Origin of the sequence: Burkholderia sp. IT-111MI5 (genome assembly GCF_949752865.1) — a bacterium.
Classification (GTDB): Bacteria; Pseudomonadota; Gammaproteobacteria; order Burkholderiales; family Burkholderiaceae; genus Burkholderia; species Burkholderia pyrrocinia_C.
Genome location: NZ_CATKIF010000033.1, coordinates 468488 through 481242 on the forward strand (window position 1 = coordinate 468488; position 12755 = coordinate 481242).

General features: G+C 68.9%; 14 protein-coding genes. 3 read left to right on the top strand and 11 right to left on the bottom strand.

Features of this window, described 5'->3' with window-relative positions; all coding sequences use genetic code 11:
• Positions 1–58: 58 nt before the first annotated feature.
• The 5 genes from ACM6JT_RS24035 to ACM6JT_RS24055 all read right to left on the bottom strand — a co-directional run bounded on the left by ACM6JT_RS24035 (position 59) and on the right by ACM6JT_RS24055 (position 5410).
• Positions 59–637: an NnrU family protein gene (locus ACM6JT_RS24035; protein WP_414857447.1), complete on the bottom strand. Its 579-nt coding sequence runs from the start codon at positions 635–637 to the stop codon at positions 59–61.
• Between the two features lie 393 nt (positions 638–1030).
• Positions 1031–1570: a TfoX/Sxy family protein gene (locus tag ACM6JT_RS24040; RefSeq protein ID WP_414857448.1), complete on the bottom strand. Its 540-nt coding sequence runs from the start codon at positions 1568–1570 to the stop codon at positions 1031–1033.
• Between the two features lie 16 nt (positions 1571–1586).
• The gene (locus tag ACM6JT_RS24045; RefSeq protein WP_034180577.1) at positions 1587–2696 is read right to left on the bottom strand and encodes a malate/lactate/ureidoglycolate dehydrogenase; all 1110 of its coding nucleotides are present in this window, start codon (positions 2694–2696) and stop codon (positions 1587–1589) included.
• Positions 2697–2757: 61 nt separating this feature from the next.
• Positions 2758–4212, bottom strand: coding sequence for a M20 family metallopeptidase (locus tag ACM6JT_RS24050; protein WP_034180578.1), 1455 nt, complete (start codon positions 4210–4212; stop codon positions 2758–2760).
• 79 nt (positions 4213–4291) lie between these two features.
• Positions 4292–5410, bottom strand: coding sequence for an NAD(P)H-dependent flavin oxidoreductase (locus ACM6JT_RS24055; protein WP_414857449.1), 1119 nt, complete (start codon positions 5408–5410; stop codon positions 4292–4294).
• Between the two features lie 365 nt (positions 5411–5775).
• On the opposite strand from ACM6JT_RS24055, the gene ACM6JT_RS24060 reads away from it, so the two are divergent.
• On the top strand, positions 5776–6516 hold the full coding sequence (locus ACM6JT_RS24060; RefSeq protein ID WP_414857450.1) for a DUF1460 domain-containing protein: 741 nt from the start codon (positions 5776–5778) through the stop codon (positions 6514–6516).
• Between the two features lie 24 nt (positions 6517–6540).
• On the opposite strand, the gene ftrA is transcribed toward ACM6JT_RS24060, so the two are convergent.
• Entirely contained in the window at positions 6541–7503 is a 963-nt protein-coding gene (gene ftrA, locus ACM6JT_RS24065; protein ID WP_414857451.1) for a transcriptional regulator FtrA, read from the bottom strand.
• A 114-nt stretch (positions 7504–7617) separates the two neighbouring features.
• Between ftrA and ACM6JT_RS24070 the strand changes: the two genes are divergently transcribed.
• Entirely contained in the window at positions 7618–8037 is a 420-nt protein-coding gene (locus ACM6JT_RS24070; protein WP_034180581.1) for a rhodanese-like domain-containing protein, read from the top strand.
• 90 nt (positions 8038–8127) lie between these two features.
• A complete protein-coding gene (locus ACM6JT_RS24075) occupies positions 8128–8454 on the top strand; it encodes a superinfection immunity protein (RefSeq protein WP_034180582.1) in 327 nt (108 codons plus the stop codon).
• A gap of 15 nt (positions 8455–8469) precedes the next feature.
• On the opposite strand, the gene ACM6JT_RS24080 is transcribed toward ACM6JT_RS24075, so the two are convergent.
• From ACM6JT_RS24080 to ACM6JT_RS24100, 5 genes are all read right to left on the bottom strand, one after another.
• A complete protein-coding gene (locus tag ACM6JT_RS24080; protein ID WP_414857452.1) occupies positions 8470–9645 on the bottom strand; it encodes a cytochrome P450 in 1176 nt (391 codons plus the stop codon).
• Positions 9646–9759: 114 nt separating this feature from the next.
• A complete protein-coding gene (locus ACM6JT_RS24085; protein ID WP_105391210.1) occupies positions 9760–10026 on the bottom strand; it encodes a YodC family protein in 267 nt (88 codons plus the stop codon).
• A 345-nt stretch (positions 10027–10371) separates the two neighbouring features.
• The gene (locus ACM6JT_RS24090) at positions 10372–11232 is read right to left on the bottom strand and encodes an isocitrate lyase/PEP mutase family protein (protein ID WP_414857453.1); all 861 of its coding nucleotides are present in this window, start codon (positions 11230–11232) and stop codon (positions 10372–10374) included.
• A gap of 149 nt (positions 11233–11381) precedes the next feature.
• A complete protein-coding gene (locus ACM6JT_RS24095; protein WP_105392177.1) occupies positions 11382–11807 on the bottom strand; it encodes a GNAT family N-acetyltransferase in 426 nt (141 codons plus the stop codon).
• Positions 11808–11873: 66 nt separating this feature from the next.
• The gene (locus ACM6JT_RS24100; protein WP_217587915.1) at positions 11874–12734 is read right to left on the bottom strand and encodes a MurR/RpiR family transcriptional regulator; all 861 of its coding nucleotides are present in this window, start codon (positions 12732–12734) and stop codon (positions 11874–11876) included.
• Positions 12735–12755: the final 21 nt, after the last annotated feature.

Consider the following 12755-nt stretch of genomic DNA (forward strand, 5'->3'; position numbering starts at 1 on the left):
TCGGCGCGATCCTCCATGATTTCCTGCCGTGGCTGCCGGTCCGGGCCGGCGCGAGCGTTCAGCCGAACGGCCGCACGCCGATCAGCGGGCCATGCAGGAACAGCGCGAACACGGCCCACACGACGAGCCCGGCCACGATCGCCACCGCGTCGCCCGACAGCTTGCCGGCCGGATAACGAACGCCGTCGCGGCGATCGCGCGTACGCGACACGACGAAATCGACGAGCGCCCACACGAAGAACGCGCCGAACAGCACGACCGCGTGCACCGTGCCGTTCATGAGCAGGTGCGCAACCGCCCAGACCATCACGCCGGCCAGCATCGGATGCCCGACGAGCGTCTTGATGCGGTTCGCAGGCACATACGACGCAGCGATCAGCACGAACGCGACTGCGGTCAGCATGCCGGTGAGGTGGCGCACGCCGACGGGCGACACCCACAGCAGCGCCGCGCCCTCGCGCGCGATTCCGTAACCGCGGACGATCAGCACGAAGCCGACGATCGACGCGACCGCATAGCCGGCCTTCCAGCCTTTCTCGCCGATTCGCGCGATCATCGCGGAGCGCCAGCCGGCGGCGACGATCCGGATCGAGTGCACACCGAGGAAGATCGCTAAACCGAGAATCAGGACGAGCATCGGCTGTCTCCGTCTGGAATGATGAGTGGGGGAGCGTGCCGCGCGGCGTACGATGCGCCGTTCGCGGAGCCGGCGGCGAGGCCGGCGCGGGTCGCGCCGGGCATGAGCGCGATCCGCGCCGATCATAAACGCCGGGGCCGCCGTTGTGAAGCATGCAGAATGTGCGGTGCGGCAAGCCTTACGCTTTTGTGCGTTCGATCCGCGGTCGCCCCGGTACCCTCACGTTTGCCGTCGGTGCCCCCTGCTGCGTCGATATTCGACGCATTGGCGCGGAGGCGACGATGCAGGCGAGCGTACGGCAGCCGCTGCGCGACGCGCGAATCGCCCGGCGACCGAGTGGTGAGAAAGAAAGGAGAACAGAAATCACGAAGCCGTTGCTTCGCGTGGTCGGCACTAGGATTTCTTACGTGTCGATGACGATTTCGAAGCCAATTTGGGCGCCGTTTCGAGAGACGGCTTTGCAGTCCGTTTCGATGCCGGCTTCGATTTCTGCCCCGTCGTCGATTTTGGCGCGGGTTTCGGCGACGCTTTCGGCGCCGCCTTCGATGCCGGTTTCGGCGCTGTCTTCTGCGCCGCCCTCGCCTTGCGCTTCGGCGGCCCCGCCAGCAGCGCCGCGCGATACGCGCCGCGACACCAGTCGAACAGCGCGCCCGCATCCTCGAGCACGTCGGCCGGCGTTTCGTAGTAGCCCTCGAGCGCGATGGTGCGCGTGCGTCCCGAATACGAGAACGGCCCCATTCCCGCCGCGACGAACGCCGGACGGTTCACGTCGTCCACACGCAGGAACAGCGACCCGCGCGCCAGGAAGCCGAACATCACGCCGTCGAGCCGCAGCGCGGCACCGCTGAAAAACCGCGTGACGTCGATATGGCCGAGGCTCGCGATCTGGTACGCGATCTCCTCGCCGTGCGCCTTGTCCGCCTGCCAGCTCATCGGCCGCCCTTGTCGGTCAAGCAGCGCCGATACAGCGCTGCGTCCATGCGTCGAGCGCCGCGTCGTCGAAACCGACGGCCGCCGCACTGCTGCGAATCTGCCGCCACGTCGCCCGATCGACCGGAATGCCGCCGGCGCCGCGCGCGGCGCGGCTCGCTTCCTCCGGCTCGCCGGGCACCTGCACCGGCACATCGCCCGTCTGCGGCGACGCCTTCGCCCATGCGACGAACGCATCGGCTTCGCGCTCGGCATCGGCTGCGTCGAACGCTTTCGGATCGATCAGCACCGACAGCATCCCGTTCACGATCGCGCTCGTCTTCTGCAGCGTGTCGCCGTACGTCGTATGCCCGCCGACGAGCGCGCCGCCGAAGATCTCGCACATCGCCGCGAGCGCATAGCCCTTGTGCAGCCCGAACGGCAGCAGCGCGCCGAACGGCTGCTCGTGCATCACGGCCGGATCGTCGGTCGGCTGGCCGCGATGGTCGATCAGCGACCCGGCCGGCACGCGCTTGCCCTGGTTGTGCGCGACGCGCGTCTTGCCGTACGCGATCGCGCTCGTCGCGAAATCGAGCAGCAGCGGCGGCCGGCCCGCACGCGGATACGCGGCGCAGAACGGGTTCGTGCCGAAGCGCGGATCGGTGCCGTGCAGCGGCGCGACCAGCAGGTCGCCCGGCACGTTGACGAAATGAAACGACACGAGCCCCGAGCGCGCGCACTGCTCGGCCCAGTGCCCGATGCGGCCGAGGTGATGCACGTCGCGCAGCCCGATCGCGCAGATGCCCATGCGCCGCGCGCGCTCGATCCCCTCGACCATCGCCTCGAACGCGATCACCTGGCCGAACCCGCGCCCACCGTCGATCGTCAGCACCGCGCCGCCGTCGCGGACGATCGACGCGTGCCCGTTCAACTGCAACTGCCCTTCCCGCCACGACGCGACGTAGTTCGGGATCATCCCGATCCCGTGCGAATCGTGGCCCGCGAGATTCGCGCCGATCAGGTGATCGGCGACGAGCCGCGCTTCGCGCTCGCTGCTGCCGGCCCGTTCCCAGAGTGCCGCGACGAATGCGTGCAGCGGTTCGGCGCGCATGCGCAGCGGTTCGGTGTCGGGCGTCGGCAGTGCGGTCATCGGCAAGGCTCCGTCAGGTCGGATCGGGTTGGGCAATCGGGACGTCGAACGGTCGCGACGATCAGCGCGCGGTCGCGATCACGTCGGCAACCGCCGCGGTCAGCTTCTTCGCGTACGGCACGTGCAGGAACTCGTTCGGCCCGTGCGCGTTCGACTTCGGCCCGAGCACGCCGCACACCATGAACTGCGCGGACGGGAAGCCTTCCTGCAGCACGTTCATCAGCGGGATCGTGCCGCCGAGGCCCATGTACGCGCAGTCCGCGCCGAAATGGCGGCGCGACGCGGCGTCGAGCGACGACGCGAGCCACGGCGCGAGATCCGGCGCGCTCCAGCCCGTCGCGGCGCCCGCGTCCGGCTTGAACGTGACCTTCGCGTTGTACGGCGGATCGAGTTCGAGCAGTTCCTTCAGCTGCTGCACGGCCTGCGCGGCATCGACGAGCGGCGGCAGGCGCAGCGACAGCTTGAACGCGGTGCGCGGACGCAGCACGTTGCCCGCATCGGCAAGCGCCGGCATGCCGGCCGCGCCCGTCACCGACAGCGACGGACGCCACGTCGAATTCAGCAGCGCCTCGCGCGGATCGGTCGTGGTGGGCAGCACCGGCTTGCCGTCCGCGCCGCACGCCCACGGCAGTCCCTTCCATACTGCATCGCCGAGGATCGCGGCGGCCGCGTCGGCTTCGCGCACGCGGCTCGACGGGATCTCGCAATGGAACACGCCCGGCAGCAGGTTGCCGTTCTTCGCGTCCTCGAGACGCTCGAACAACTGGCGCATCACGCGGAAGCTCGACGGCGCGATGCCGCCGTAGACGCCCGAATGGATGCCTTCTTCCAGCACCTCGACCTGCAGGTCGCCGGACACGAGCCCGCGCAGCGACGTGGTGAGCCACATCTGGTCGTAGTTGCCGGCGCCCGAATCGAGACACACCACGAGCGACACCTGGCCGAGCCGGTCGCGCAGCGCGTCGACGTACGGCAGCAGGTCGTAGCTGCCCGATTCCTCGCAGGTCTCGATCAGGCCGACGCAGCGCGGCCGTTCGATGCCCTGCTCGTCGAGCGCGCCGAGCGCCGCGAGGCTCGCGTAGATCGCATAACCGTCGTCCGCGCCGCCGCGGCCGTACAGCTTGCCGTTCTCGAACTTCGGCGTCCACGGGCCGAGGTCCGCGCGCCAGCCGTCGAATTCGGGCTGCTTGTCGAGATGGCCGTACAGCAGGATCGTGTCGGTGCTGCCCGGGCGCGTGGCCGGCGATTCGAAGAAGATCACCGGCGTGCGGCCGGGCAGGCGCACGATTTCGAGCTTCAGGCCCTTCACGGGCTGGCGTTCGGCCCACTGCGCGGCATCGGTGACGACGCGCTCGAGATAACCGCGCTTCTCCCAGTCGGGATCGAACGCGGGGCTCTTCGCGGGGATCGCGATGTAGTCGGTCAGTGCGTGGAGGATTTCATCGTTCCACTTGCGCTCGATGAAGGTAACGAGCTTGTCATGGTCGAGGACGGGGGTAGTGTCGACGGAGGTCATGGTGGGGGGCCTGGATCGGGCTGACGAAAATCCAGATCATACGCCGTTGATCCGCCGTCCGCGCCCCTTCCGCGTGCGTTCAGACCGCCTGCGGGAACGCGTCGCGCAGCCCCGCCGCGCAGGCCAGCGCGTCATCCCACAGGCGCCGCGTCAGTTCGCCGGCATCCTCTTCGCGCGCGAGCGCCGCGGCCTCGCCCGACCACAGCAGCGAGAAATCGTCGCGGCCCTGCCGCTCGAACGCACCGCGCAGCGGATCGACCGCGGCCGTCGCGAGCGGGAACGCGGGTGCGACCGCGCTCATCGGCCCCTGCTCGCGCATGAAGCGCGTCAGCAGCCCGCGCGCCGGACGGCCCGTATACAGGTTGGTCACGCGCGTGCCGTCGTCGCGCGCCGCACGCACCGCCGCGCGATGCTGCGCCGAGCGGCCGGCCTGCGGTGTCAGCAGGTAGCCGGTGCCGATCTGCACCGCACGCGCGCCGAGCGCGAACGCGGCCGCGATGCCGCGCCCGTCGGCGATCGCGCCGGCCGCGATCACCGGCGCGCGCACCGCGTCGACGATCTGCGGCAGCAACGCGAACAGGCCCGGTTGCGCGTGGATGTCGTCGGTCAGGAACATCCCGCGATGGCCGCCGGCCTCCGCACCCTGCGCGACGATCGCGTCGACGCCGCGCGCATCGAGCCAGCGCGCTTCCTCGACGGTCGTTGCGGACGAAACGACCCGCGCGCCGGTGCGCCGCACGCGGTCGAGCAGCATGTCGTCCGGCAGCCCGAAATGGAAGCTCACGACGGCCGGCCGCAACTCCTCGACGACCGCGCACATCGCATCGTCGAACGGCGCGCGGCCGGGGCCGCCCTTCACGTCGGCCGGATCGAGCCCGGCTTCCGCGTAGTAGCCGGCGAGCGATGCGCGCCAGCGCGCGTCGACCTCCGCGTCGGGCGCCGGCGGCGTATGGCAGAAGAAGTTCACGTTGAACGGCGCGGGCGTGCGCGCCCGGATCGCCGCGATCTCCTCGCGCAACTGCTGCGGGCCGAGCGCCGCGCATGCCAGCGAACCGAGCCCGCCGGCTTCGCACACCGCGATCGCGAGCGGGCTGAAGGACCCGACCATCGGCGCCTGAATTAACGGCAGGCGGGAAGGCAGCGGCGCACCCGATGCGACGCGTGTGTCGTGGCCGGCAACGGCGGCGGCAGAAGTCATGGCGGGAACCGGAACGGGAGTAACGGAAGCAACGATGATACGCGAACGACCATGAACGCGATGCGCCGCCATCGCCATCTCGTTGATTCAGATTTCGTTGAGATTTCTTGAGGTTCGCTCGTCTATTCAATATCGTCCACCGCAAGCCACGTCCCGCGATGTCTGTCCGTCATCGAATGCCTGACGAGCCGGCCGGATCGATCTTCACCCACCTTTGACGATGGATTGAAACTTCCAACCCGAACCCGCTTATGTCGATTGAAACGAACTTCAGAAAATGCTTGCCGCTCGTCGTCGCACTTGCATTGGCCGGCTGCGACGGCGGTGGGTCCGTCTCGTCGTCACCGCCGCCGGATGCAACGACGGTGCAGCAACAAGCCGCGCTGGCGAACCTGAATCCGGAGACCTCCGGCAAGCTCGACGCGTTGCTGGCGATACGCGCCGCGCAGCCGGACAGCGGCACCGGCCCGCTCATCGAAGCCTTGTCGCGCGAATTTCTTGGCATGCCTTATCGAGGCGACATGCTGAAGGGCTCGTCGACGATGCCGGAACAACTGGTGATCGACTTCAGCGGGCTCGATTGCTATACCTACCTCGACTACGTCGAAGCCGCGAGAAAGGCGACGACGAAAGCCGACTACGCGAGCCGCCTCGTGCCGACGCGCTACGTGAACGGCGACATCAGCTTCACGCATCGCCGCCATTTCTTCACCGACTGGGCCTACCGGCCGCAGGTGCTGGCCGACGACGTGACCGCCACGATCAGCGTGCATGCCGTCACGGTCACGAAGCAGCTCAACAGGAAAGCCGACGGCGGCGCATACCTGCCGGGGTTGCCGGTCGTCAGCCGGGACATCGTCCATATCCCGAGCGAATTCGTCGACGACTATGTCGTCAGCCGGCTCCGGACCGGCGACTACATCGGCATCTACGCGAAGGCCGATGGCCTCGACGTCACGCACGTCGGCTTCTTCATCGACACGCCCGACGGGCCGATGCTGCGCAATGCGTCGTCGAAAAAGGCCAACATGAAAGTCGTCGATTCGCCTTTTGTCGAGTATGTGAAGAACACGCCCGGCATCGTCGTGCTCAGGCCGCGCGCGTGAGCGACGGCATCGACCCGGCGCCTGCTATCTTCCGCCGCGATCCATCCCGCGCCGGTACGCGGCCGGGCTCGTCGCCGCGACGCGCCGGAAATGCCGGCGCAACGATTCCTCGGAGCCGAACCCCGCGCGCGCCGCGACCTGCGCGAGCGGCAGCGCGGGTTGCGCTTCGAGCATGTCCTTCGCGACGTTCACGCGTTCGCGGATCAGCCACGCGAGCGGCGACATCCCCGTCGCGTCCGCGAACTGACGCTGCAGCGTGCGCGTGCTCATCGCAGCCTGCGCGGCAAGCGACGCGAGCGTATGCGGCTCGGCCGCGTGCGCGCGCATCCAGTCGATCAGCTTCGCGAGCCGGTCGCTGCCGCCCGGCGCGACCGGACGCGGCACGAACTGCGCCTGCCCGCCGTCGCGATGCGGCGGCAGCACGAGGCGTTGCGCGACACGGTTCGCGATGGCGCCGCCGTGATCGCGGCGCACCAGATGCAGCAGCATGTCGAGCCCGGCCGCCGACCCAGCCGACGTGACGATCTGCCCTTCGTCGACGTACAGCGCATCGGGATTCACGCGCAGCGCCGGGTAACGCGCCTGCAGGCGCGGCGCGTAACGCCAGTGCGTCGTCACGGTGAGCCCGTCGAGCACGCCGGCCGCCGCCAGCACGAACACGCCCGAACAGATCGAACAGAGCCGCGCGCCGCGCCGATGCGCGGCCCGCAGCTTCTTCAGCAGCGGCTCCGGCGGCAGTTCTTCGGAATCGCGCCAGCCGGGAATCACGATGGTATCCGCGCGATCGAGTGTCGCGAGCCGGTACGGCGCGGCGACCGTGATGCCGCCCGCCGCGCGCACCGGCCCCGGCTCGCTCGCGCACACCGCGAAGCGATACCAGTCGACCCCGAGTTCGGGGCGTTCGAGCGCGAACAGTTCGACCACGCAGCCGAATTCGAACGTGCAGAGGCGATCGTAGGCGAGCGCGACGACGAGATGATTGTGCATGGCGCGATGTTACCGGAACTTGTCGATCGCGCCACTGCCGCGAACCGCGCCGAACCGCGATACTGCCCTCCATCCCGGCGCATTCCGCGCCCGTTCATCCAGGAGAGCCTGCCCATGTCCTTCGTCACCGACGTGCCCGCCGCCGACAGCCCCGCCGCCCTCGCGCATTTCGAGGCATCGCTGCGATTCGAGACCGATTGCTGGGACGTGCACGACGCGCTCGCGTCCGGCGCGCCCGATTTCGTGCTGCTCGACGTGCGCGGCCCCGACCAGTTCGCCGCCGGCCACGTGCCCGGCGCGCGCAACCTGCCGCGTCGCAAGATCGTCGCGGGCAAGCTCGCCGGCTATCCGGCCGACACGCTGTTCGTCGTCTACTGCGCGGGCCCGCACTGCAACGGCGCCGCGCGCGCGGCGATCGAACTCGCGCGCCTCGGCCGCCCCGTCAAGCTGATGATCGGCGGCGTGACGGGCTGGCTCGACGAAGGTTTCGCGTTGAGCAACGAACTGCAGCCGGCGGACGCCGAAGCCCGCTGACCGTTATTAAAAACGCAACAATCAATTGCCGGCACACAAACGGAAAAAGCGCGACAATCGGCGCCATTGCAGTTCGGACGGAGCAGCACAATGAATGATGCAGTCCTGATTCAAGTGGCCGGTTCGGTCGTTGCGATCGCGCTCTATTTCCTGCCGGCCGTCATTGCCGACCGGCGCGGCCGGCACGACAAGCTGACGATCGCGATGTTCAACGCGCTGTTCGGGTGGACCGGCATCGGCTGGCTGATGACGCTGTACTGGGCGTGCCAGCCGAACCCGCGCACCGATGTCGCGCAAACGATCCTCGCGAAGCGCCGCGGCATCAGCATGCGGACCTTCTCGACCGGCCTCGTCGAACGCGTGCAGCGCCGCGTCGCCGCCCAGGAGCAATGGGCGGAGAAGCAAGGCTGCCGTTAAGTCCCTCTTTCCCCTTCACCGTGCCGCGTCGAACATCGGCATTCTGACGTTGGTCGACGCGCGGTAATTCCACGTCAGCCCGTCGCGCGGCGGCCAGCCGCCCGCGCGCAACCACGCCGCGAACGCCCCCGCCGTCACCGCCCGTGCGATCCGCTCGCCCGGACACCCATGCGGCCCCGTGCCGAAGCCGAAATTCGGCCCGGCGGCGCGGCCCGGCATCAGCCGGTGCGGGTCGCGATGCGCGGCCGGGTCGCGGTTCGCCGCGGCGAGCACGACGAGGATCGCGTCGCCGGCTTCGACGGTCACGCCTTCGATCGTCGTGCGCGACGCGACGAAGCGGCGCGTGTTCTGCACCGGCGCATCGAAGCGCCCGACTTCTGCAACGAAAGCGTCGAGCGCGGCGTCGTCCGGCGCGTCGCGCGCGGTTTCCGCTTCCCCGTTCCATGCCGCCAGCGTGTTGCCGAGCCACGCGGCCGTCGCCTCGCAGGTCTGCGACAGCAACCCGACCAGATTCGCGACCAGCGCGCCGCTCGCCTGCCAGCCCGACGCGCGGGCCGCCTGCTGCACCGCAGCGACGAGCGTGCCGTCGTGCGCGTGCGTCTGCGCGACGCGCTCGGTCATCCGCTCGAGCAGTTGCCGCGCGCCGTCGCTCGCACGGGCCAGCGCGGCCGCGTCCGACAGCGGCGACAGCGCCGCGACGAAGTCGACGACCCGCGCCGCGATGTCGTCGAGCTGCGTCTCGTCGAAGCCGAGCAGATCGGCAACCGCGCAGACGGGCACCGTCATGCACCACGCATTCAGCGCGTCGGCATCGCCCGGCGCCGGCAGCCGCCGCGCGGCAAGCTGCGCGGCGCGGGCGCGCAGCGCGCCGGTGTCGATCGGCGCGAACGCCGTGCGCAGCGCCTGCTTCGGCACGTCGTGCCGCAACGCGCCGTCGTTCATGCGCACCAGCTCGCCGAACAGCGCGCCGGCCGTCGTGCCGCGCAACGCAGGCGGTACGGGCGCGTCCAGCGGACGCACGCGGCAGGCCGGATGGCCGAGCACGGCCGTCACGGCCGCCGCGCGGCTCGCGACCCACAGGCCGAGCGCGGCGTCGAACGCGAGCGGCGGCCCGTCGACGAGCACCGCATAGTAGGGATAGGGATCGCGGTGCGTCACCGCGGCAATGGGATCGGTCGGGTTCGGGTTCATGCGAGCAGTATCGGCGCAGCGCGCTGCCGCATGTTTCGGGTTCGCGTGAAATGTCGTCGCGCCGGCGCTGCGTATCGCATGCATTGCAGCATCGCAACGACAGGCCGGCTCCAGTCAGGCAGCCGACCGGTAGCGTTGCGACTGCATGCGCATCCGGACGCGCCCGGCCGAAATCGCGCGCGGCTCCAGCACCACCGTGTCGTGATGGAACATTTCCTGCCGGAACTCGCCGTGTTCGTCGAACCACTGGCAGATGACCCAGTCGGCGTCGTCGAACACGACCGGCCCGGCATAAGTGACGGTCATGCGCGGCCCGCCCGTTTTCAGCGTCACGACATCGCCGACGCGAAACCTGACGCGCTGATTTTCTCGGATCGTCATCGCTCTCTCGATTTTTATATATTGAATATATTGATATTCCCGGCGGCCCGCACAACCGGTCATTTGAATATGCCGCAGATTAACAATCAAAAAAATAACCGGCAACTCCCGCGTACGAAAATTCGCTGATCGGAAAAATGCAACAATGCGCGGCATCGGCGCGCGCGGCGGAAGGCTGACCGCCAGATTCGGCGCGGCTTGCGCGCCGAATCCGGTCGAACCGGCGGAATGCGGAGAATAAACGATGGTTTTCGCGTCGTCATCGGCGTTTAAACCCGACGCGAAATCGGTTGATTATTGTCAATCAATGCTTCGACTGGAAACGATCCCACGTTTTATTGGCGATCATTCCCCGAATGAAACCGGCGAATTATCGGGCGCCGCAAACCAGCGATTGATATCGCGCCCCGGCACGGCCGCCTGGGTGAACGTGAACGTGCCGTCGCGCGCCATTTCCGTCGCGGCGCGCAGGAACGCGCCGAGCGCGGCCCGCGCCAGCGCGCCGCCGACGCTGACGCGCTTCACGCCGAGCGCCGCCAGCTCATTGAGGCTCAGCAACCCGCCCTGCAGCCCCATCACGACGTTGACGGGCGCGCCGACCGCCTGCGTCACCGCCGCGATCTCGGCGGCGTCGGTGATGCCCGGCGCATACAGCACGTCGGCGCCCGCGTCGCGATAGGCGACGAGCCGCGCGATCGTGTCGGCGAGGTCGCGACGGCCGTGCAGGTAGTTTTCGCAACGCGCGGTCAGCGTGAACGGGAACGGCAGCGCGCGCGCCGCGTCGACGGCCGCCGCGATGCGCTCGACTGCCGCGTCGTGCGCGTAGATCGGCGCATCGGCGCGGCCCGTCGCATCCTCGATCGAGCCGCCGACCGCGCCGGCCTCGGCCGCCAGCCGGATCGTTTCGGCCACCGTGTCGGGCGCGTCGCCAAAACCGTTCTCGAGATCGGCGCTCACCGGCAGACCGCCCGCGGCGACGAGATCGGCGATGTGATCGAGCATCGCGTCGCGGTCGATCGCGTTGTCGGGCTGCCCTTTCGAAAACGCGTAGCCGGCACTCGTGGTGGCGAGCGCCTCGAAACCGGCCATCGCGAGCAGGCGGGCGGTGCCGGCGTCCCACGGGTTCGGGATGATGAAGGCGCCGGGGCGCGTATGCAGCGCGCGGAAAATTTCGGCTTGGCGGGCTTGCAGGTCGGAACGGGTCATCGCGGACTCCCGGAAGGTGTTGACGGGTGAGCTTACGCCGGCCGTGCGCGCGACGTTTCAGCGATGGCCGAAATGTCGCCGTGCGACAGGGAAAAGTCGGGGGCGTGCCGGTATCCGGCAACTGGCAGCAAACGGGCAGGTACCACCGTTCAGCCCGCGAGCTTCTTCGTCAGGAAAACGCGCGTGTGCCCGACCGGATAATCCGGCAGTTCGCCGAAGCGGACATAGCCGCGCTTCTCGTAGAAAGGCCGCGCCTGGAAGTCGAACGTATCGAGCCATGCACTGTGACATCCGCGCGCGACGGCCTCCGCTTCGGCCAGGTCCATGATGCGCGTGCCGGCGCCCTGGCCGCGCGCTTCCTCGGGCACCACGAGCAGGTCGACGTGCAGCCAGCCGAACGCCGTGCCACCCCACAGGCCGCCGACCACCGCGCCTTGCACATCGGTCACGAGCACGGCCAGCGGACGGAAGTCGGCCGGGCCGGCCTGGCTTTCGTTGAATCGGACGAGCGGCGCGACGATCTGCTTGCGCGCGTTCGCATCGCCCGCGTCGGTCACCTCGTATGTGAACGTCATCGGTTGCGTCGGGTTGAAGTCGGGTTGAATCGTGAATGACGGACGGCCGAAGCCGCACGTGCCGCGTCAGACGACGTAAGCGCCCTTCGCATGCAACTCCGCTTCGGTGCGCTCGAGCGCGGCGATCGCATCGCTGCCTTCGAGCGCGAGCAACTGCGCGACCAGCGCCTCGGCCATCGCATGCGCGGCCACCAGCGACGGGAAGAACGACGGGCTGTCGTGCGTGAAGATCAGTTGCGCGTCCGCATGCAGCGCGATCGGCGACACCGCGCTGTCGGTGATCGCGACGATCCGGCTGCCCTGCGCCTTCGCGGCCTGCGCGACGCGCGTCGCTTCCGCCGAATACGGCGCGAAGCTGACGACCACGGTCACGCTCTGCTTCGCGATCGTCCGCAGCTCCATTTCGAGCGAACCGGCGACGCCGTTGAGCAGCGACACGGTCGGACGAAACAGCCGGTAGCCGTACACGAACCCGAACGCGACCGGATAACACGAGCGGAACCCCGCGACATGCACGTGCGACGCCTTGCGGATCAGTTTGGCCGCATCCGCGAGCGCGTGCTCGTTCTGCGCGGCGGTGGCCGACAGGTTGTGCTGCTGCGCGGCGAGCAGGTCGTGCGCGAGCGATGCCTTCGCGTCGGGCCGCACGAGCGAGCGCGCACGCTGCGTGAGCGGCTCGGGGCGCGTGCGCACGCGCGCGACGCACAGGTCGCGCAACTCGTTCCAGCCGGGGAAACCGAATTGCTGCGCGAGCCGCACGAGCGACGCAGGCTGCACCTGCGCACGCTGCGCGACCTTGCGCATCGACGCGGTGGCGACCTCGTCGGGATGATCGAGCAGGAATGCGGCGCCCGCCTGGAATTGCGGGCTCAGCTCGGAAAATTGCGCCCGGATCCGGGACGCGAGTTCGTCGAAATTGGCGGCCATCTTGGTGGGAACGGGAACCGG

Bases quoted from the DNA above. Each gene is read 5' to 3' on its own strand.
- ACM6JT_RS24085 (WP_105391210.1), bottom strand. From the start codon at position 10,026: ATGACGATCCGAGAAAATCAGCGCGTCAGGTTTCGCGTCGGCGATGTC.
- ACM6JT_RS24075 (WP_034180582.1), top strand. From the start codon at position 8,128: ATGAATGATGCAGTCCTGATTCAAGTGGCCGGTTCGGTCGTTGCGATC.
- ACM6JT_RS24035 (WP_414857447.1), bottom strand. From the start codon at position 637: ATGCTCGTCCTGATTCTCGGTTTAGCGATCTTCCTCGGTGTGCACTCG.
- ACM6JT_RS24100 (WP_217587915.1), bottom strand. From the start codon at position 12,734: ATGGCCGCCAATTTCGACGAACTCGCGTCCCGGATCCGGGCGCAATTT.
- ACM6JT_RS24080 (WP_414857452.1), bottom strand. From the start codon at position 9,645: ATGAACCCGAACCCGACCGATCCCATTGCCGCGGTGACGCACCGCGAT.
- ACM6JT_RS24095 (WP_105392177.1), bottom strand. From the start codon at position 11,807: ATGACGTTCACATACGAGGTGACCGACGCGGGCGATGCGAACGCGCGC.
- ACM6JT_RS24090 (WP_414857453.1), bottom strand. From the start codon at position 11,232: ATGACCCGTTCCGACCTGCAAGCCCGCCAAGCCGAAATTTTCCGCGCG.
- ACM6JT_RS24070 (WP_034180581.1), top strand. From the start codon at position 7,618: ATGTCCTTCGTCACCGACGTGCCCGCCGCCGACAGCCCCGCCGCCCTC.
- ACM6JT_RS24055 (WP_414857449.1), bottom strand. From the start codon at position 5,410: ATGACTTCTGCCGCCGCCGTTGCCGGCCACGACACACGCGTCGCATCG.
- ftrA (WP_414857451.1), bottom strand. From the start codon at position 7,503: ATGCACAATCATCTCGTCGTCGCGCTCGCCTACGATCGCCTCTGCACG.
- ACM6JT_RS24045 (WP_034180577.1), bottom strand. From the start codon at position 2,696: ATGACCGCACTGCCGACGCCCGACACCGAACCGCTGCGCATGCGCGCC.
- ACM6JT_RS24050 (WP_034180578.1), bottom strand. From the start codon at position 4,212: ATGACCTCCGTCGACACTACCCCCGTCCTCGACCATGACAAGCTCGTT.
- ACM6JT_RS24040 (WP_414857448.1), bottom strand. From the start codon at position 1,570: ATGAGCTGGCAGGCGGACAAGGCGCACGGCGAGGAGATCGCGTACCAG.